We start from the raw sequence: 21366 nt of genomic DNA, 5'->3' as shown, positions 1-21366 counted from the left end.
GCTGGTGGTGGTGCGGTCGATCACGGTCAGGCCCTGACGGGTCGCTTGATCGGCATCGCGTGCGGCCTGCGCCGCTTGGGCGGCGCTGCGGGCGACGTCCTGGGCGGTGGCGCTCATTTCGTGGGACGCGGTCGCGACCTGATCCACCTGACGGTATTGCTGCTCCATGCCGGCGCTGGTCTGGGTGGCGATGGCAGACGATTGGTCGGCGGTGCTGCGGGCGTCCTGCACCGAGCGTTTCACCTCGGCGATGATCGGTTGCAGTTTGTCGAGGAAGCGGTTGAACCACCCGGCCAACTGGCCCAGTTCATCCTGCTTGTCGTAGGCCAGGCGTCGCGTCAGGTCACCTTCGCCGCTGGCGATGTCTTCGAGCATGTGCGCCACGCCGAGGATCGGCTTGGTCACGCTGCGCGCCATCAGCCACACCAGCAGCAGGCCGAGCAACGCGGCCAGTACGCCGAGGCCGAGTTCGGTCAGCGTGCCGGCGGTGTTGCTTTCATCCAGTTGCTTTTTCAACGCTTCGGCGGGGCCGACCAGGACTTTCTCCGGCACGTCGAGCAGCACGCCCCAGGATTTTCCACCGGGAATCGGCTGGAACGGCGACAGCACTTTCAATTGTTGGTGGCTGTGCAGGCTGCTGGTGTTGGTGCTGCCGGCGAGCATGCGCATCAGCTCGGCACCGGTGGTCGGGTCCACGGCTTCCAGGCGTTGACTGAGCTTGCTGGTGTCCGGGCTGTAACCGGCGAGCAGGCCGGCCGGGCTGATGATGCTGACGCTGGTCTGGCCGTCATAGAGCTTCTTGCTCGCAGCCTGGCTGACCGTTTGCAGGCTGTTGAGGTTGATGTCCACCGACAGCGAAGCGATGACTTTGCCGTTGACCATCAGCGGAAAAACGATGCTGGTCATCAGCACGTTCTGGCCGTCGATCATATAGAAGTAGGGTTCGATCACGCAGGGCTTGAGGCTGGTGCGCGGGCAGGTGAACCAGGCGTTGGCCGGTTCGCCGCTGGGGCCGGTGCTGGTGTCTGTCATGTCGCTTTCCGGCAGCGCCATGGACGTTAGCTTGCCCGGTGTCGATTGCGACCAGTAGAGGGCGAAACGGCCCTTGTCGTTGCTGCCCAATTCTGCCTGGTCGGCGAACAACTCATCCTTGCCATCCAGCCCGTTGGGTTCGAACACCAGGGACAGGCCGAGCAGGTCCGGGTTGGCTTGCAGGGCGGATTTGACCTGGCGGGTCAGGTCTTCACGCAGGTCGAACGCATCGAGAAAGCGCTTCTCGGCCTGATCGCGCAGGAACAACACTTGACGCGAAAAGCCGTGACCATATTGATAGGCGTCCATGAACTGCTGGCGAATGCCCAGCGCCTGGTTTTCCCCCTGGGATTCGATCCGGGCCTGGGCCGCTTCGGTCAGCATCTCCATGCTCGAGGCTTTCACCAGCGCGGAGCTGTGCTCCATGCGATACAGCGAAAGACCCACCAGCAGGGTCACGATGCCCGCCAGGCACAGCCCGGCCAGCAGGGTGATTTTCCATTGAATGGAAAGTTGTCTGAGCGACATGGAGACGTCCTTTATTCGATAAATATCTGAGACTTTGCACTGTAACGGCCGCCATCCTGCTTTCTTTATGCCACCCCAAAAATATCGAATTCCCTGTAGGAGCTGGCTTGCCAGCGATAGCGATCTCAAGATCACCGCCATGTTCCATGGCCTCATCGCCAGCAAGCCGGCTCCTACAAAGGACGCGTCCGGCTTTGACAAGGCGGCACGGGTCCGGCACAGTGCGCGCCCTCTAATAAAACCCATTCTTCAATCCGCTGGCGGCTCACGCAGACGCCGGCCGGACTCTTTCCGTTTGTCTCGAGGTAATGAAATGAATGCAGTCATCGCCGCGGTGGGCGTCATGCTGATTCTCAGCCTGTCCCGCGTGCATGTGGTCATCGCGCTCATCGTGGGTGCGCTGGTGGGTGGCTTGACCGGTGGCCTGGGCATCGACGCAACGCTCAAGGCCTTCAACAGCGGGCTCGGCGGCGGGGCGACGGTGGCGTTGTCTTACGCGTTGCTCGGCGCGTTCGCGGTGGCGATTGCCAAATCCGGCCTGGCCCATGCCCTGGCGGACAAGGCGCTGGCCATGGTCGATCGCCAACACGCCACGGGTGGCGGTCAGGTCAAGTGGCTGCTGATCGGCTTGTTGTGGGTGGTGGCCATCGCCTCGCAGAACATCCTGCCGATCCACATCGCGTTTATTCCGCTGCTGGTGCCGCCGCTTTTATATGTGCTGACCAAGCTGCAACTGGACCGGCGGCTGATCGCCTGTGTCATGACCTTCGGTTTGATCACGCCCTACATGTTCCTGCCCGTGGGTTTCGGCAACATCTTCCTCAATGAAATCCTGCTGGCCAACGTTGCTCGCAGCGGCGTGGACATCAGCGGTATCAACGTCACCCACGCCATGGGCATTCCGGCCTTGGGTATGCTGGTCGGGCTCGGGGTGGCGTTTATCAGCTACCGCAAGAAGCGCGTCTACGATCTGGCAAAGATCGAGCAAGTCGAGCAGGTTGCGGTGCAGTACAACCCGCTGAGCCTGATGGTGGCCGGTCTGGCGATTGCCGCGGCGTTCATCGTTCAGTTGCTGTTGGACTCGATGATTATCGGCGCCCTGGTGGGGTTCCTGATTTTTTCGGTGTCGGGCATCGTCAAATGGCGTGACACCGATGATCTGTTCACCGAAGGCATGAAGATGATGGCGATGATCGGCTTCATCATGATTGCCGCGTCCGGGTTTGCTGAAGTGATGAAGGCCACCGGTGAGGTGCAGACGCTGGTCGAGTCGTCGGCGTCGTACATCGATCACAGCAAGGGTATCGGCGCCTTGCTGATGTTGCTGGTGGGGTTGCTGGTGACCATGGGCATCGGCTCGTCGTTCTCTACCGTGCCGATTCTGGCGGCGATCTTCGTGCCGCTGTGCGTGCAGCTGGGCTTCAGCCCGTTGGCGATCGTGTGCATCGTCGGCACTGCCGGCGCGCTGGGCGACGCCGGTTCCCCAGCCTCGGACTCGACCCTCGGCCCGACCTCCGGCCTGAACATCGACGGCCAGCATCACCACATCTGGGACACCGTGGTCCCGACCTTCCTGCACTACAACCTGCCGTTGCTGGCGTTTGGCTGGATCGCCGCGATGGTGCTCTGATTTCACTGGTAGGAGCCGGCATGCTGGCGATGGCGATTCCAAGGGCGCCATCGCCAGCAAGCCGGCTCCTACAGTTTTGGTTTTTGTTGCCGTTAAAGCTTTAACCACGCCAACAAAACCAAAAGAGTGAACGTCATGCGCATGAGCCTTAAGGCCAAAGTCCTGTCCCTTGCCGTCCTCCCGGTGTTGCTCTTCGCGCTGGTCATCAGCCTGACCACGTTGTTCATCCTGCAGGAACAGGCGCGCAAGGAAGTCGAGGAGACTCGCCAGCGACTGCTCAGCGATGCCAAGGCCACCCTGCAAAGCTACGTCGCCGTGGCCATGACCACGATCAAACCGCTGTACGACGCTGCCGCTCAAGGCGATGACGCGGCGCGGGCCCAGGCGATCAAGTTACTGTCGAACATCACTTACGGCAAGGATGGCTACTTCTTCGGCTACGACTCCAACACCGTGCGCCTGTTCAAGGCCAAAGACCCGGAAGGCGTGGGCAAAAGCTTCAAGGACAACCGCGATCCGAACGGCGTCTACGTCAACCGCGACCTGGTGAAAGTCGCCCAGGACGGTACGCATTACCTGCAATACAGCTCGCCGTTGCCGGGCAACACACAGGTGCTGGTGCCCAAGCTCGGTTACACCGAATACCTGCCGAAGTGGGACATGGCGGTCGGTACCTCGGTCAACCTCGACGGCATCGAAGCGCAAGTTGCCGTGGTCGAAGCCAAGGTCGAGGAACGCATGCAAGGCGTGGTGCTGAGCATTGTCGGGGTGGCGCTGGTGGTGCTGCTGGTGATTGCCGCGGTCGGGATGTTGCTGGCCAACACCATTCTGCGTCCGCTGAACCTGATGAAAGCCAACCTCGACGACATCGCGGCGGGCGAGGGCGACCTGACCCGGCGCCTGACCATCACCAGCCAGGATGAACTCGGCGCACTGGCTGGCTCGTTCAACCGTTTCGTCGACAAGATCCACGGCCTGGTGCGCCAGATCACTGAAATGACCTCGCAACTGACCGGGCTGGTGAATCAGGTTTCCGAGCAGGCCAATCGCTCGGATCAGGCGATGGAGCGTCAGCGTCACGAGACGGATCAAGTCGCCACCGCAATCAATGAAATGTCGGCCGCCGCCCAGGAAGTGGCCAAGAGCGCGCAAAATGCTGCGGTTGCTGCCCAGCAGACCGACGAAGAAGGCCAGGCTGCCAAGCGTGTGGTGGCCGGCAGCATCGTGAAGATTCATGCGTTGGTGGACGACATTCGCAGCAGCGGTGTGTCCCTCGATAGCTTGCAAAAAGACGTGTCGTCGATTGTCAGCGTACTTGGGGTGATCCGCTCGATTGCCGAGCAAACCAACCTGCTGGCACTCAACGCCGCGATCGAAGCGGCTCGCGCCGGTGAGGCCGGACGTGGTTTTGCGGTGGTGGCCGATGAGGTGCGGGCGTTGGCCAGTCGCACGCAAATCAGCACTCAGGAAATCCAGGGCATGATCGACCGCTTGCAGGCTGGCACCCAGTCCGCCGTGGAAGCCATGCGCCGCTCCAGCGAAGCGGGCGACGGCACGTCGGCCCAGGCTAATGAAGCTGGAGCATCGCTGGATACCATGGCTCAGCTGATTGCCACCATTAACTCGATGAACGCGCAGATCGCCAGTGCCGCCGAAGAACAGACCGCCGTGGCCGAAGAGATCAACCGCAGCGTGCATCAGATTGCCGTGGCGGTGGACAGCGTTGCCGATGAAACCCAACTCGGTGCGCAAACCTCGCGCAGTCTGGCAGACCTTGGTCAGCGGTTGGGCAGTCTGGTCGGGCAATTCCGTATTTGATTGGTGGCGCTTTTGTGGCGAGCGAGCTTGCTCGCGCTTGAGTGCGCAGCGCTCACTGCTTTTTTGGGGCCGCTGCGCAGCCCAGCGGGAGCAAGCTCCCTCGCCACAGAAGAGCGGTGTCTGGTTTAGGGGTTACGGTCTATCCCAATACGGCACTTCACCAAAACACTCGACAAAGAAATCAATCACCGTCCTGACTTTCACCGACAGGCGTCGACTGCCCGGCCAGAGCACGGCGATCTGCTGCGGCTCCAGGCTGTTGGACACCTGATAGTCCCGCAGCACCGGCACCAGCGTGCCGTTGCGCACCGCTTCACCGATCAACCACGATGGAAACATCACCAGCCCCAGGCCCTGCTCGGCGGCTTGGGTCAGGGTGTCGGCGTGATTGCCGGTGATCGGCCCTCTCACCGAATAGGGCGTCCAGTCCTGCTGTCCGTTGCGGAAAAACCAGCGCTGCTGGCCGGTGGCACCTTTGTAGGCCAGGCATTGATGGGCCGCGAGATCGGCGGGATGTTGCGGTATGCCGTGGCGTTGCAGATACGCGGGGCTCGCCGCCACCTGAAAGCGATGGGGCGCCAGAATCCGCGCCTGCATGCTGGAGTCGTGCAGCGGGCCGATACGGAATAGCAAATCGGCGCCTTCCTGCAGCGGGTCGATGTAATGGTCGGTCTGCTGAATATCCAGTTGCAGCTTCGGGTAACGCTCGCACAACTGCCCCAGCCACGGCGTCAGGTGCCGTTGGCCAAACACCACCGGCGCGTTGATGCGCACCAGTCCGGTGGGCTCGCTTTGCTGTTCCTGCAAGGCTTGTTCGGCTTCTTCCAGCTGCACCAGCACCAGCCGCGCATGATGACCGAGCATGCGCCCGGCTTCGGTGGGCGTGACGGCGCGGGTGTGGCGGTACAGCAATTGCTGGCTCAGGGCCTGTTCCATCAACTGGATCTGTCGGGAGATCGAAGAGGGCGCCAGGCCTTCGCGGCGGGCTACTTCGGAAAAGCTGCCGTGGTCGAGCACCGCGACAAACAGCCGAAGCGCCTTGAATCCCAGTTCGTTGAAACCGTGCATTGTGAATCCTGCTGTGCGAGATGCGCAAAAGTGTTGTCGGCATAGTCCCATTTATCGCAAAGCAGCACCAATCGATAATGCCCGCCTGCAACCCTGTGGGAGCTGGCTTGCCAGCGATAGCGATCTCTCGGGCGCCATCGCTGGCAAGCCAGCTCCCACAGGGTCAGCGTTTAGATGGATTTCACAGGGGCTCTCTATGCAAACTTCTTCAATCAATCCCGCGGACGTTGCCGCAACGCCTGCAACCAGGTCGGTGCTGCGGCTGCTGTTGTTGCCGCTGGTGATTCTGGCCGGCATGGGCCTTTCCGTGGAGGCCGGGCTGCTCGGGCCGCTGGGCGTGCAGGTCGGGCACTTGTGGGCAACTTTGAGCATCTTCGGTGTCGGCTCGGCGATTCTGTTTTTGCTGCTGTTGTTCAGCGGCCCGCAACAGGGCCCGGCCCTGGGTGAATTGCCGCGCTGGCAGTTGATCGGCGGCTTCCTAGGGCCGATCTACGTGGTGGTGCTGACGCTGGCCACGCCGCACATCGGGATTGCCATGACCATGATCGCGATCCTGTCCGGGCAGGTTGGCAAAAGTGTGCTGATCGACCACTTCGGCTGGTTTGGCGCCACCCGCAAAAAGGTCAACGGTGAGCGTTGGCTGGCCCTGCTGCTGATCGTAGCGGCGCTTGTTCTGATTGCTCGGGGTTGATGATGAATCTGATTATTTTATTGGCGGTGGTCGTAGCAGCCGGTGCGGTGTTGAGTGTGCAAGCGGCGATCAATGGCCGACTCGGTGAAACCGTCGGAGTGTTGCGCAGCAGTTTGCTGACATTCGTGGTGGGTGCAGTGGTGACTGGGTTACTGATCGTTTTTTTCGAACCGGCTCATGCCATGAGTTTGTTGGACGTGCCGAAATGGCAACTCAGCGGCGCCTTGTTCGGCGTCGTCTACATGATGGTGATGGTGGGCGCGGTGCCGCGTGTGGGGACGGCGGTGGCGACGGTGGCGGTGATCGTCGGGCAGTTGGGCATGGGGATGCTGATCGATAATTTCGGCTGGCTGGGCAATCCGGCGATCGAATTGTCCGGCAACCGGATCGTGGCGATGGTGTGCCTGGCGTTGGCGCTGGTGTTCATGTACCGCAGCAGCACCCGCCAGGCATAACGCCGATCTCCTGTAGGAACTGCCGCAGGCTCGGGCCGCGTTCGGACGATCTTTTGATCTCGGTTTTAAGAAGCAAGATCAAAAGATCGCAGCCTGCGGCAGCTCCTACACTGGTATTACCGGTTGCCTTTGCGACCCTACCCATGGAGTCAGGCTCATGATCGACAGTGAAAGTATCTGCGACTGCCCCAAATGCTCATGCAAACTGGGCGAACATCCGATTGCACGCCACGGTAAGCACTATTGCTGTGAAGCCTGCGCCAAGCACCACGAGCATGGCGAAGAGTGTGTCCATAAAGGCTGCAAGTGCGCCCACGGCAAATAGTCGTTCACGATGAAAGTGGAGCCTAATCGGGCTCCACTTCCAGTTTCAGACTGTCATCGTCCAGCCGTTCAGAGTGACGAACGGTGCCCGCGAGTTTGCGTCCTTCGACTCGCAGAACCACCGTTTTCGCTTGCTCCAGGTCTTCCGGCAACGGCGCCGGAATGCGCAACGCAAAACGGTAGGGGTCGTTATCGACCTGTTCCAGGCCGACCCGGCATTCGGCGCTCTTGGTGATGCGGCCGAACAGCGTATCCAGTCCGTAGTCCAGATGCGCCGGGCTGCTGATGGGTGTCGATGTCATGCTGCTTCCCCCAATGCTGATCCTCAACAGAGGTTAGTTGGCTGGCCGCCATTTGACGTTCTCCACGCCGAATTTCTCTGCCATCGGCTTGCTGGTCTTCTGCACCTTTTCCCGGCCAAAGCGCGGAATCCGGCCCACCCCGGCGTCGCAGCTCGCCCAATGCCAGGCCTCTGCGTTGTCCATTTTATCCAGACGGATAATGAACGATTTGGGGGCGCCATGAAGGGTGTATTCAATGACGAAGAGTTTTGCATTGTTCATAAAGCCCGTAATCCTCCCTGTGGTACATAAACGGATCGCGGGCCACTCGGAAAATTCAGTCGGATTGTCAGACGGTTGCGGTCCCTGGCGGCGGGCACGTCAGATCATTGTCCTCCATGCTGCCCCAACCCTAATGATTGCTGCTCGTGGCGCAAGTTGCCGCACCTCGATACCCGCGCAAGCGTCGCTCTTTTTTGCCCGCTTCAGTGTCCCAGCTACACAAAAGTATTAACGCCATTTAATGCGTGCCCGATCCTGGACCTCTACTACCGTGTTTCAAGAATGAAACGGTTCATGGGGTTGTAGCAGTCCTCCAGGCATCAACGAATCACCGCCATTGCTACGGCCTTCACGGAAGAGTTGTCCGGCCACGAAAGGAGTTTCCCGTGGAAGCAAGGTTCGGTATCACCCTGGGTACATGTTTTTCCCCTCTTTCCCTCGTCGTGCGCTTGAGCGTCGCCGGACTGTTGTTTTGCGCGGTGAGCCCACAGGCGCAGGCCACCTGTTCCACCGTCGGGTCGACCGTCACGTGCACCGGCGTGCCGAGCTTGCCGCTGTTTCTCAACAACTTTTCCAGCGCTACCAGCGGCCTGACGGTCAACGTCAATTCCGGTGCGCAAATGAACGCCACACTCGGCGGCCATGTCATGGACCTGACCGGGGTCAACATCACACTGAACAACTCCGGCACTATTGATCCGGCGATTCTTGACCTGGTTTCGGTGTTGAGTGGCGGTGCATTCATCGGCACTGGCGCGACCAGCGTGGTCAACGTGCTCAATAACGCCAGCGGGATCATTCGCGGCACGGGCATGCTGCTTGGCCTTAACCTGACCAGCATCGACGGCCTGGCGATCGGGGTGAACAACGCAGCGGCCGGCACCACCAACATCACCAACAACGGCACCATCAGCTCGACCGGCCTGTCGGTGGGGGGGATTACCCTGGCCGATACGCCGGTGATTGGCATCTACGGCGGCTCGCAGGTCAGCATGACCAACAGCAGCACCGGCATCATCAACGGTCGGGTGGCGTTTGAGACCTCGGCTGGCGGCAACACCTTTACCAACGCCGGCGCCATCACCGGCGGCGTGTCGATGGGCGCCGGCAGCACCAACACCTTCACCGCGATAACCGGTTCTTCGGTTCAGGTCGGTGATGGCGTGCAGGTCAGCGTCGGTCTCGGCGGCCTGATCGGCATTAACCTGACCTTCGCCCCGACCGGTACGGTCGACGGCGGTGCGGGCGGCACCAACAACCTGATCCTGCAAAACCCGGTCGGCGTCGGCGGCGGCATCACAGGGGACGGCACGGCGTCGAGCGCCACCTACGTCAACTTCAACAACCTGACCCTCAACAGCGGCACCTGGCTATTGCAGGGGCCACTGATCAGCGGTGCGGCCACACTCAACGGCGGTATCGCCAAGTTCAATAACAATGCCACCTTCGGCAGCAGCGTAATCACTTCGAACGGCGGGACTCTGGAGGCGAGTAACGCCGGCTTGAACATCAGCAACCTGATTTCGCTCGGCGCTGGCGGTGTCACGGTGCAAGGCTCCAACGCCACCACACTGAGCGGGGTGATTTCCGGCAGCGGTGGCCTGACCAAGATCGGTTCCAGTCAGTTGAACCTCAGCGCAGCCAACACCTATCTGGGCAACACCACGCTCAATGGAGGCACGGTACAGGTCAGCAACAACCAGGCCTTCAGTACCGGCGCCCTCAATGTGACCGGCGCGACAACCCTGAGCGCACCCGGCACGATCAGCCTGAACAACGCCATCAGCCTTGGCGGCACATTGACGGCTGGCGGCACGGGAGCACTGACCCTCGGCGGCTTGATCAGCGGCAGCAGCGGTCTCACTAAAACCGGCAGCGGCAGCCTGACCCTCAGCGGCGCCAACTCCGGTTACACCGGAACCACCGCCCTCAGCGCTGGCAGCTTGCTGGTGACCAATGACAATTCGCTGGGCAGCGGGGCGCTAACCACCGCCACGGGCACCAGTCTCGACAGTACCGCCAACGTCAATCTGGCCAACAACATCGCGATGACCGGTTCGCTCAATGTGCTCGGCAGCAATGCCTTGACCCTGGGCGGCATTTTGTCCGGCACGGGTGCCATCACTAAAAGCGGCACCGCCAGCCTGACCCTGACCGGCAACAACACCAATGCTGGCAACACGGCGCTCAATGCCGGCAGCCTGTTCGTCGGCAGCAACACCGCGCTCGGCACAGGCGCGTTGAACGCGGCGGCCAACACCACGCTGGATGCGACCACGGCAGTGACCCTGGCCAACGCCGTCGCGCTGGCGGGAGGGGTGACCATTGGCGGCACGCAGGCGCTGGGGCTGAGCGGCGTCGTCAGTGGCGCCGGCAGTCTGATCAAGAATGGCACCGCGAACCTGACCCTCAGCGGCAACAACACCTTCGCCGGCGGCACCGCGCTCAATGCCGGCACACTGATCGTTGGCTCCAACACCGCGCTCGGCACGGGCGCATTGACCACTGCAGCGGGCGCTACTCTCGACGCCAGCACCGCGGTGGCGCTGACTAACGCGGTCTCCCTCGGCGGCAATCTGAACATCGGCGGCAGCGCCAACCTGACCCTGGGCGGCATTGTCAGCGGCAGTGGCGGGCTGACCAAGAACGGCGCTGCCAACCTGATTCTCAATGGCTCCAACACCTTCCTCGGCAGCATCGCCTTGAACGCCGGCACCATCACGGCGGGCGCCAATGCTGCACTCGGCAGCGGCAACATCACCGTTGGCGGCGTGGCGACGCTCGACAGCAATGCCGCGGTGACACTGAACAACAGCATCATTCTCAACAACAGCCTGGGGATCGGCGGCAGCAACGCACTGACCCTCGGCGGCGTGATCAGCGGTACCAGCCAACTGGTGAAAAACGGCGCGGCCAATCTCACGCTCAACGGGACCAATACCTACAGCGGCAGCACGACTCTGAACGCCGGCAGCCTGACCGTCGGCAACGGCGCGGCGCTGGGGACCGGCACCTTGTGGGTGGAAGGGGCGGGCACCCTCAACAGCAGTTCGGCCGTGACCCTGAACAATAACGTCAATCTCGGTGCCAACCTCACCGCCGGTGGCGCCAACGCACTGACCCTTGGCGGCGTGATCAGCGGCGGCAACGGCTTGATCAAGACCGGCGCGTCGAGCCTGACCCTCAACGGCAATAACACCTACACCGGCACCACCGCGCTGAACGCCGGCACACTGATCGTCGGTTCCAACACCGCGCTGGGTACGGGCAGCGTGAACGCGGCGAACGGCACCACACTGGATGCCAACACCGCGGCAACGTTGGCCAACAACGTCAACCTCGGCGGCACGCTGACCCTGGGTGGCACCAATGCACTGACCCTCGGCGGTGTGGTCGCCGGTATCGGTGGATTGGTCAAAAACGGCGCTGCCGATTTGACCCTTAACGGTGCCAACAGCTATCTGGGCAATACCACCCTCAACACCGGCAAACTGACCGTCGGCAGCAACACCGCGCTAGGCAGCGGTACGTTGAACGCGGCGGCAGGCACCTCGCTCGACGCCAACACCGCCGTCAGCCTGAACAATGCGGTGGCGCTGGCCGGTGCGTTGGGCGTCGGTGGTACGGCGAACCTGACCCTGACCGGTCTGGTCAGCGGCGCCGGCAGCCTGGTGAAAGACGGCGCGGCCAATCTGATTCTCAACGCCGCCAACAATTACCTCGGCGGTACCACGCTGAACGCCGGCACGTTGACCGTCGGCAACAGCTTGGCGCTGGGGTCCGGCGCACTGACTGTTGCGGGCGCCGCAACGCTGGACAGCAATTCACCGCTGGTCAGCCTCAACAACGCTGTCGCCCTCAATGCCGCGCTGACCGTTGGCGGCACGCAAAACCTGACCCTCGGCGGCGTTACCAGCGGCACCGGCCAGTTGACCAAGAACGGCGCGGCCAACCTGACCCTCAACGGCAATAACACCTTCAGCGGCGGCACCAACCTCAACGCCGGTACGCTGACCCTCGGCAACGCCAACGGCTTGGGCAGCGGCGCGTTGATTGTCGGTGGCGCGGCGACGCTGGATAACAGCGCCGCGTTCGGCATCGGTAACGCGCTGACCCTCAACGCTGGTTTGACCGTCGCCGGTAACAACGACCTGAGTCTCAACGGCATCATCGACGGTGCAGGCAGCCTGACCAAAAATGGTCTGTCGGACCTGACCCTGGCCGGCAACAACACCTTTACCGGCGCGCTGAACATCGTGTCCGGCAGCGTCACCACGTTGAACACCAATGCGCTGGGCAACACCTCCGGCGTGAATATCAGCGCCGGCGCCGGGCTCAACCTGGGCAGCGACGCCAGCCTCGGCGCGCTGACCGGCAGCGGCAGCGTGCAACTCACTGGCAGCAACACGCTGACCGTCGGCAGCGGCAACGTCACCAGCACGTTCGATGGCGACCTCAGCGGCAGCGGCGGCCTGGTCAAGGTCGGCACCGGGACCCTGAACCTCACCGGGATCAATGGCATTACCGGCAACACTGCGATCAACGGCGGCATCGTCGATCTCAGCGGTTCGCTGGCCAGCGCGCAGGTCAACGTCAATACCGGCGGCACCCTGACCGGTACCGGTTCGGCGATCGGTAGCGTCAACGTCAACAGCGGCGGCCATCTGGCGTTGTCGTCGGGCAATCAATTGTCCTCCAGTGCACTCACCCTCGCGGCGGGCAGCAACGTTGACGTGGCGTTGGGGACACCGTCGACCACGTCGCTGATGAACGTCGGCGGCAACCTCGCTCTCAACGGTAACCTCAACGTCAGCGATGCCGGCGGTTTCGGTGTCGGTGTGTACCGGTTGTTCAACTACACCGGCGCCCTGACCAACCTGGGTCTTGATGTCGCCAGCGTGCCGGTCGGCTATGGCCTCGGTGATTTGATCGTGCAGACTGGCGTCGCCAATCAGATCAACATCCAAGTGTCGGCACCGAACGTCAACATCCGTTACTGGGACGGCAGCCAGACCATTGCCAACGGCGTTGTCGATGGCGGCAGCGGGACCTGGAATGCGGTCGGCACCAACTGGACCGACGCCAACGGCCTGGTCAACCAGCCATGGGCCGGCGACTTCGCGGTATTCCAGGGGACGGCGGGTACGGTGACGGTCAACGGCACACAACTGGTCACCGGTATGCAGTTCCTCACCGACGGCTACAACGTAGTGAACGGCGCGGCCGGGCAACTGACCGCTGTCAACGGCACTGGCGGGACCACGGCGGTGCGGGTCGAACCGGGCGTGACCGGCACCATCGGCGTCAACATCGATGGCAGCGGCATTCTCAACAAACTCGACACCGGCACTCTGGTGCTCAACGGCGCCAACACTTACAGCGGCGGTACGCAGCTTGACGGCGGCAAGATTATCGTCGGCAGTAACACGGCGTTGGGTAGCGGTACGCTGACCGCCAACGCCGGTACGCAACTGGACAGCAACGCAGCGGTGACCCTCGGCAACGCCGCGACGCTCAACGGCAACCTCACCGTGATCGGCAGCAATGCACTGACCCTCAATGGCGTGATCGGCGGCACCGGTGGCCTGATCAAAAACGGCGCGGCCAACCTGACCCTCGGCGGCAACAACGCCTTCCTCGGGCCGGTCGCGCTGAACGCGGGCGGACTGGTTCTGGCGTCGAACTCGGCGCTGGGCTCCGGCACGCTGAACGCGGCGGGCGGCACTACGCTGGATGCTGCCACCGGGGTTTCGGTGAACAACGCGGTCAATCTGGCGGGCAACCTGGGCATTGGCGGCACGGCAGATCTGACGCTTGCCGGTACGATCAATGGCGCCGGAAGCCTTACCAAAAACGGCGCGTCGAACCTGACGCTGAGCGGTAATAACAACTTCCTCGGCGGCATCTCCCTGAGTGCCGGCACCCTGACCGCCGGCAGCAATTCGGCACTGGGTCTGGGCAACCTCACCGTGGCCGGTGCCTCGGCGCTGGACAGCAACAGTGCGCTTAACCTGGGCAACAACGTCGTGCTCAACGCCAACCTGAGCAACACCGGCAACAACAACCTGACCCTTGCCGGCGTCGTCAGCGGTGCGGGCGGGCTGATCAAGAACGGTGCGTCGAACCTGACCCTCAACGGCATCAACACTTACAGCGGCGGCAGCACACTGAACGCCGGCACGCTGACCCTTGGCACTGGCTCCTCGCTGGGTTCCGGCGCGCTGACCGTCGCGGGTGCTTCGACCCTCGACAACTCCTCGCCGCTGGTGCTCGCCAACAACGTCAACGTCAATGCCAACCTGAGCCTGGCCGGCAACAACAATCTGACCCTTGGCGGTGTGATTGCCGGGGCCGGTACGCTGACCAAAAATGGCCTGGCCGATGTAACGTTGAGCGGCAACAACACTTTCAGCGGCATGTTCGATGTGCTGTCCGGCAGTCTGACTACCCTGAGCGGCACGGCGCTGGGCAACAACGCCACGCTCAATCTCGGCGGCGGCGCGGCCCTGAATCTCGGCGCTTCGGGCAGTCTCGCCAGCCTCACCGGCAGCGGCACCGCGCTGATTGGTACTGGCAATACGCTGAGCCTGGGCGGCAACAATGTCAGCAGCACGTTCGCGGGCATCCTCAGCGGTGACGGCTTGCTGACCAAACTAGGCAGCGGCACCTTGACCCTCAGCGGGATAAGCGACCTGACCGGCGACACCAACGTCAACGCCGGCACCTTGCAGGTCAACGGTTCGCTGGCCAGCGCTAACGTGCTGGTCAACAGCGGCGGTACCCTCGGCGGCAGCGGCACCTTGACCGGCGCGGTGACGGTGGCCGATGGCGGTCATCTGGCGGGGGTGACTGGCAGCACCTTGTCGGTGGATTCGCTGGCGCTCAACGGCAATTCCAACTTCGATGTCGGCCTAGGCACACCGGTGTCCGGTGGCGGCAACGCACTGGTCAACGTCGGTGGCAACCTGACCCTCGACGGTAGCCTCAACGTCAGCGATATCGGCGGTTTCGGCAACGGTGTTTATCGCCTGATCAACTACACCGGCGGTCTGACCGACAATGGCCTGCTGATCGGCAGCGTACCGGGCAGCGTCTCTGCGGGCGATCTGCAACTGCAAACCGCGCTGGCCAACCAGATCAATCTGCTGGTCACTGCACCGGGTGCTACCGTGCAGTTCTGGGACGGCAATCAACTGGTCGCCAACGGTTCGGTGGACGGCGGCAGCGGCACCTGGGGCACCGGGACCAGCAACTGGACCGACGTCAACGGCACCACCAATCAAGCCTGGAGCAACAACTTCGCAGTGTTCCAGGGCACGGCGGGCACCGTCACCGTCAACGGCGCGCAAACCATCACCGGCATGCAATTCGTCACCGATGGCTACAGCCTGCAAACCGGCACCGCCGGCTCGCTGGTCCTGGTCAACGGTTCGCTGGGCAATGCTTCGGTGCGTGTCGATCCGAACGCGACGGCGACCATCGGCGTAGCGCTCAACGGCGCCGCCACCCTCGGCAAGTACGACACCGGCACTCTGGTGCTCAATGCGGCCAACGGCTACACCGGCGGCACCGCGCTCAACGGCGGCACACTGGTGCTGGGCAACGACGCGGCCCTGGGCAGCGGCGTACTGACCGTCTCCGATGGCACGGCGCTGGACAGCAACACCGGCGTCATTGTTGCCAACGACGTACTGCTCAACGGCGGGCTGAACGTCGCCGGCTCCAACACTCTGGGCCTGGATGGCGTGATCAGCGGTGCGGGTAGTCTGATCAAGAGTGGTCCGGCCAGCCTGACCCTCACCGGCAATAACAGCTACAGCGGTGGAACCCGGCTTCAGGGCGGTACGCTGATTCTGGGCAATAACAGTGCGATCAGCAGTGGTGCGCTTGATGTGCTGGGCAATGCGACCCTCGACAGCACCGCCGCCTTGCAACTGGCCAATGCCATTGACCTGGGCGCGCAACTGACCCTGGCCGGCAATCAAGACACCACCCTCATCGGCGCGATTACCGGCTCAGGCAGCCTGGTCAAAAATGGCAGCGCAGACCTGCTGCTCAGCGGGGCCAACAGCTATAGCGGCGGCACCACGCTCAACGGCGGCAGCACTCGCGGCGACACCAGCAGCCTGCAAGGGGCGATCGTCAATAATGCGGCACTGATCTTCGAGCAAAACAGCGACGGTACTTACACCGGCAACCTGACCGGCGCCGGGACCTTGAGCAAAACCGGCAGCGGCGATTTGTTGTTGACCGGCACCAGCGGCTTTACCGGCAACACCGATGTGCAGGCTGGCGTGCTGCGGGTCAACGGCAGCCTGAACAGCGCCAATGTCTCCATTGCCAGCGGTGCCAGCCTGGGCGGCAGCGGTCAGTTGGGCGGTGCGGTGCAATTGGCCGACGGCGCGACCCTGCTCGGTGGCGGTGGTGCATCGCCGCTAAAGGTTGGTTCGCTGGCCTTGTCCTCGGGCACGGCTCTGGATTTCAGCCTCGGCTCGGCCGCCAGTGCGACCACGGTAGTCGACGTCAGCGGCAACCTGATCCTCGACGGTACGCTTAACATCAGCAATGCCGGCGGCTTCGGCACCGGGGTCTATCAACTGTTCCGCTACGGCGGCAGCCTGACCGACAACGGCCTGGTCTATGGCAGCCTGCCAGTGTCGGCGGCGAATCTGACCCTGCAAACCGCGCTGGCCAATCAGATCAATCTGTTGGTTGAGGGCAGTGCGGGTGAAGTGCAGTTCTGGAACGGCGGCAAGACCAACCCAGACGGCACCATCGGCGGTGGCAGCGGTGTATGGGGGCCGGGTACCGTCTGGACTGACCCGACCGGCACTCAGGCGCTGGCGTCGAACGGCCAGTTCGCGGTGTTCGGCGGGCAGGGCGGCACCGTGACAGTGGTGGGTAACCAGGGCTTCACCGGCCTGCAATCTCTGGTCAATGGTTACACTCTGGTGCCTGGCGAGGGTGGCAGCCTGACGCCGGTCAACGGCACCGACGGCAGCCTGGCGGCGGTACGGGTCAACGCTGGTGTGAGCACAGAAATTGCCGTGCCGCTGGTGGGCAGCGGCGGCATCGAAAAACTCGACTCCGGCACTCTGATTCTCAGCGGCGCCAACACCTACACCGGTGGTACCACGGTCAGCGGCGGTACGCTCATCGGCAACACCACCAGCCTGCAAGGCGACATCCTCGACAACGCCTTGCTGGTGTTCCAGCAAAATACCGATGGCCAATTCAACGGTGTGCTCAGCGGCACCGGGACGCTGGCCAAACGCGGTGCCGGGACATTGTTGCTGACGGGCAACCAGCCGTTCAGCGGCGCAGTGTCGGTGGACCAAGGCTTGCTGCAGGTCGGTAATCGCGCGGCCCAGGCTTCCCTAGGCGGACAGGTGACCGTGGCCAATGGCGCCGGGCTCAGTGGTAACGGCAGCGTCGGTTCGCTGATCAACCACGGTGTGGTGATCTCCGGGGCCGAGGCGGGGAACTTGAGCGTGGCCGGTAACCTGACCAACGCCGCTGATGGCCTGCTGGTGCTGACTGTCAATTCGCCGGACGCCACGCCGCTGGTGGTGGGGGGCACCGCCAATCTGGGTGGCGGGCTGCAAGTGAATAGCCTGGCGCCGATTACCGGCAGCGCTGTTTATTCGCTGATCACGGCGGGCGGAGGCATCAGCGGCACATTCAGCACCACCAACCTGCCTGCGTATGCGTTCTACGATACCGCGCTGCTCTATGGAACCAATCAAGTGGCACTGGCGGTGAACCGCAACGGCACTTCATTCGTCGACGTCGCTGCCACCGGTAATCAGGCCGGCACCGCGTCGGCATTGACTAATAACGGTTCGGCCGGCTCGCCATTACGCCGTCAAATCCTCGGCCTGTCCGCGGCGGGGGCTCGCGCGGCCTTCGACAGCCTGTCCGGGGAAATCCATGCCAGCACCGCCAGTGCGATCCTGGAGGATTCCCGCTACATCCGCGACGCGGTCAACGACCGTATGCGCCAACCGTCGTGCAGCGGGCCGGATGATCCGCGCCGGGCCCTGGCGCCCAACGACAACCAACTGAGCAGCAGCGGTTGCCATGGCGAAATGGTCGGCTGGGCGCGTGCGCTCGGCGCCTGGGGTGAATCGGACGGCGACAGCAGCAGTGCCAGTCTCGATCGCAACCTCAGCGGCTTCATGCTCGGCACGGACAAGCAACTCGACGAGCAATGGCGCACAGGGATGGCCGCCGGTTACACCCGCAGCGACATCGATGCCCATGATCGCCGTTCGGATGCCACCGTCGAAAGCTATCACCTGGCGGCCTATTTGAATTCACAATTCGAGGCGGTCGCCGTGCGCCTCGGCGCGGCGTACAGCTGGCACGACATCGAGAGCAAACGCGACGTCAGTGTCGGTGCCTATAACGATCGTCTGGAGGCTCATTACGACGCCCGCAGCGCCCAGGTGTTCGGTGAAGTCGGCTACATTGTCGAAGCCGCCGGCATTGCCCTGGAACCGTTCGCCGGGCTGGCCTACGTCAACTACGACACTGACCAGGCCAAGGAAAAAGGCGGAGAGGGGCGCCTGGAGGCCGATGCCGATCAAGACATCACGTTCTCTACCCTCGGCGTACGCGCCGGCAAGCGCATCACCCTGGCCAACGGCGGACAATTCACCCCGCGTGCGGCCATCGGCTGGCGGCATGCCTTTGGTGATACCGAACCCGATGCCGACCTGACCTTCATCAATGGCGGTGCGTCGTTCAGCACTCAAGGCGTGCCGATTGCCGAGGACAGCGCGCTGTTGGAGGCCGGGGTGGACTTCCAGATCAGCCCGACCGGAAAACTGGGGATTGGGTACTCGGGGCAGGTTTCCAGCAATAACGAGGACCATGCGATGACCATCAGCTTCAGCCTCGGCTTCTGAATTACTCCGAAGGTCTTTAGCCGCCCGAAAGGGCGGTTTTTTTTCCTTGAAAAATGCGCCTTGTCCGGCGCTTGACGGGCACATTTCCCGAACCACGCTCTGCTAGAATCGGTCGCACGTTTCTACGAGGTGCCCCCATGAGCGAGCCGATCCGCCTGACCCAGTACAGCCACGGTGCTGGCTGCGGTTGCAAGATTTCCCCCCAGGTACTGGAAGTGATTCTGGCCGGCAGCGGTGCGCAGAACCTGGACCCGAAACTGTGGGTCGGTAATGCCTCGCGCGATGACGCGGCGGTGTATGCCATCGACGCAGAGCGCGGCGTCGTCTCGACCACCGACTTTTTCATGCCGATCGTCGACGATCCGTTCGATTTCGGCCGCATTGCCGCCACCAACGCCATCAGTGATATCTACGCCATGGGCGGTGATCCGTTGATGGCGATCGCGATACTCGGCTGGCCTGTAAATGTTCTGGCGCCGGAAGTTGCCCGGGAAGTGATTCGCGGCGGCCGTTCGGTGTGTGACGAGGCCGGCATTCCTCTGGCGGGCGGGCATTCCATCGATGCACCGGAGCCCATCTTCGGCCTCGCCGTCACCGGCCTGGTGGAAAAGCGCCACATGAAGCGCAACGACACCGCCACCGCTGGTTGCCTGCTGTACCTGACCAAGCCCTTGGGCATCGGCATCCTCACCACCGCCGAAAAGAAGGGCAAGTTGCGCAACGCCGATATCGGCCTGGCCCGCGACTGGATGTGCACCCTGAACAAACCCGGCAGCCGCTTCGGCAAACTCGACGGCGTGACGGCGATGACCGACGTTACCGGTTTCGGTTTGCTCGGGCATCTGGTGGAAATGGCCGATGGCAGCCATCTCACCGCACGAATTGAGTACGAGCGTGTACCGCGTCTGCCGGGTGTCGAGTATTACCTCGAACAGGGCTGCATTCCCGGCGGAACCTTGCGTAACTTCGACAGTTACGCCAGCAAGCTCGGGCGCTTGCAGGAGTTGCACAAGCGCGTGCTGTGCGATCCGCAGACCAGCGGCGGCCTGTTGATTGCCGTGACGCCCGAAGGCAATGACGCGTTTCTGACGGTGGCCGCCGAACTGGGGCTGAGTCTGGCGCCGATTGGTGAACTGGTCGAGCGACAGGGCAACGCGGTCGAGGTGTCTTGATGCCTGTCGACTGTTCCGATTACCGCGACATCTTCCTTAACGACCGGCCGATGATGGATGCCCGCGCGCCGATCGAGTTTTCCAAGGGCTCGTTCCCCGGTGTGATCAACCTGCCGCTGATGAACGATCAGGAGCGGCAGCGGGTCGGCACTTGCTACAAGCAGCTTGGTCAGCAAGCGGCCATCGAATTGGGCCATCAATTGGTCTCCGGCGAGATCAAGACCCAGCGCATCCAGGCCTGGGCGGATTTCGCCCGGGCGCACCCTGATGGGTTTCTCTATTGTTTTCGCGGTGGTTTGCGCTCGCAGATTGTCCAGCAATGGCTCAAGACGGAAGGGGGCATCGACTATCCGCGGGTCGCTGGCGGCTACAAGGCCATGCGTACCTTTCTACTGGAAACCGTCGATCAAGCCGTCGACCAATGTGATTTCGTCTTGCTGGGCGGCATGACCGGCACCGGTAAAACCGAAGTGCTCACGCAGTTGAGCAACGGGCTGGACCTGGAAGGTCACGCCAATCATCGCGGCTCCAGTTTCGGCAAACGCGCCACCGGCCAACCGTCCAATATCGACTTTGAAAACCGTCTGGCGGTGGACCTGCTGAAGAAGCGCGCTCGCGGTATCGAACAGTTCGTCCTGGAGGACGAGAGCCGCGCGATCGGCAGTTGCGCGCTGCCATTACCGCTGTATCAGGGCATGCAGCAATTTCCGATGGTCTGGCTCGAAGACAGTCTGCAAGGGCGCGTCGAACGGATCCTGCGCGATTACGTGGTGGACTTGTGCGCCGAGTTCATCGCGGTGCATGGCGATGAAGGTTTTGTGCTGTTTTCCGAGCGCTTGCTGGCGAGTCTGGACAATGTGCAGAAACGGCTGGGTGGCGAGCGTCATCGACGGATGCTGGTGTTGATGGAAGACGCCTTGGCGGAGCAGGGGCGTAGCGGCGCGGTGGATTTGCACCGGGGCTGGATCGAAGGGTTGCTGACGGAGTATTACGACCCGATGTATGTCTTTCAGCGGGAGAAAAAAGGGGCGCGGATTGAGTTTGCCGGGGAGCGCGGGGCGGTTATCGAGTATTTGCGCGATAGGGTGAATCAGTAGAGGTGAGGGTGTTTTCGCCGGCCCCATCGCGAGCAGGCTCACTCCCACAGTGGAATGCATTCCAAATGTGGGAGTGAG

Annotated in this window: 11 protein-coding genes and 2 pseudogenes; 9 read left to right on the top strand and 4 right to left on the bottom strand. The window is 62.6% G+C overall.

Going from position 1 to position 21366, the window contains the following annotated elements:
• Positions 1-270: 270 nt before the first annotated feature.
• Positions 271-1341, bottom strand: a pseudogene (locus tag KGB21_RS29695) (HAMP domain-containing protein); the annotation flags it as partial.
• A 532-nt stretch (positions 1342-1873) separates the two neighbouring features.
• Between KGB21_RS29695 and KGB21_RS24320 the strand changes: the two are divergent.
• The 3 genes and pseudogenes from KGB21_RS24320 to KGB21_RS29685 all read left to right on the top strand — a co-directional run bounded on the left by KGB21_RS24320 (position 1874) and on the right by KGB21_RS29685 (position 5008).
• The gene (locus tag KGB21_RS24320; protein ID WP_034149312.1) at positions 1874-3190 is read left to right on the top strand and encodes a Na+/H+ antiporter family protein; all 1317 of its coding nucleotides are present in this window, start codon (positions 1874-1876) and stop codon (positions 3188-3190) included.
• Positions 3191-3325: 135 nt separating this feature from the next.
• Positions 3326-4150, top strand: a pseudogene (locus KGB21_RS29690) (cache domain-containing protein); the annotation flags it as partial.
• Positions 4151-4186: 36 nt separating this feature from the next.
• The gene (locus tag KGB21_RS29685; protein WP_411741410.1) at positions 4187-5008 is read left to right on the top strand and encodes a methyl-accepting chemotaxis protein; all 822 of its coding nucleotides are present in this window, start codon (positions 4187-4189) and stop codon (positions 5006-5008) included.
• Between the two features lie 132 nt (positions 5009-5140).
• Here the strand turns inward: KGB21_RS29685 and KGB21_RS24310 are convergent, their stop codons facing one another.
• Positions 5141-6076 carry a LysR family transcriptional regulator gene (locus KGB21_RS24310; protein ID WP_223506961.1) on the bottom strand — a complete coding sequence of 312 codons (936 nt, stop codon included), beginning with the start codon at positions 6074-6076 and terminating at the stop codon, positions 5141-5143.
• 196 nt (positions 6077-6272) lie between these two features.
• Here KGB21_RS24310 and KGB21_RS24305 point away from each other — a divergent pair, with 196 nt between their 5' ends.
• The 3 genes from KGB21_RS24305 (at position 6273) to KGB21_RS24295 (ending at position 7547) form a co-directional block, all read left to right on the top strand.
• Positions 6273-6767 (top strand): DMT family transporter, encoded by a 495-nt coding sequence (locus KGB21_RS24305; protein ID WP_034149910.1) that lies wholly within the window; start codon positions 6273-6275, stop codon positions 6765-6767.
• Positions 6768-6769: 2 nt separating this feature from the next.
• Entirely contained in the window at positions 6770-7222 is a 453-nt protein-coding gene (locus KGB21_RS24300) for a DMT family transporter (RefSeq protein ID WP_223506960.1), read from the top strand.
• A 157-nt stretch (positions 7223-7379) separates the two neighbouring features.
• The gene (locus KGB21_RS24295; protein WP_034149911.1) at positions 7380-7547 is read left to right on the top strand and encodes a metallothionein; all 168 of its coding nucleotides are present in this window, start codon (positions 7380-7382) and stop codon (positions 7545-7547) included.
• 22 nt (positions 7548-7569) lie between these two features.
• On the opposite strand, the gene KGB21_RS24290 is transcribed toward KGB21_RS24295, so the two are convergent.
• Positions 7570-7848 (bottom strand): hypothetical protein, encoded by a 279-nt coding sequence (locus KGB21_RS24290; protein WP_034149912.1) that lies wholly within the window; start codon positions 7846-7848, stop codon positions 7570-7572.
• A gap of 33 nt (positions 7849-7881) precedes the next feature.
• Positions 7882-8109, bottom strand: coding sequence for a DUF6555 family protein (locus tag KGB21_RS24285; protein ID WP_008152143.1), 228 nt, complete (start codon positions 8107-8109; stop codon positions 7882-7884).
• Between the two features lie 386 nt (positions 8110-8495).
• Between KGB21_RS24285 and KGB21_RS24280 the strand changes: the two genes are divergently transcribed.
• From KGB21_RS24280 to mnmH, 3 genes are all read left to right on the top strand, one after another.
• Positions 8496-19019, top strand: a complete 10524-nt coding sequence (locus tag KGB21_RS24280; RefSeq protein WP_223506959.1) for an autotransporter-associated beta strand repeat-containing protein — start codon at positions 8496-8498, stop codon at positions 19017-19019.
• Positions 19020-19156: 137 nt separating this feature from the next.
• On the top strand, positions 19157-20191 hold the full coding sequence (selD, locus tag KGB21_RS24275) for a selenide, water dikinase SelD (protein WP_034149914.1): 1035 nt from the start codon (positions 19157-19159) through the stop codon (positions 20189-20191).
• Entirely contained in the window at positions 20191-21288 is a 1098-nt protein-coding gene (gene mnmH, locus KGB21_RS24270) for a tRNA 2-selenouridine(34) synthase MnmH (protein ID WP_223506958.1), read from the top strand. Before selD ends, mnmH begins: the two co-directional genes overlap by 1 nt.
• The last annotated feature ends 78 nt before the right edge of the window (positions 21289-21366 follow it).

Source organism: Pseudomonas sp. GL-RE-29, from assembly GCF_019947275.1.
GTDB lineage: Bacteria > Pseudomonadota > Gammaproteobacteria > Pseudomonadales > Pseudomonadaceae > Aquipseudomonas > Aquipseudomonas fluorescens_A.
This window is presented reverse-complemented; position numbering and strand designations above follow the sequence as displayed.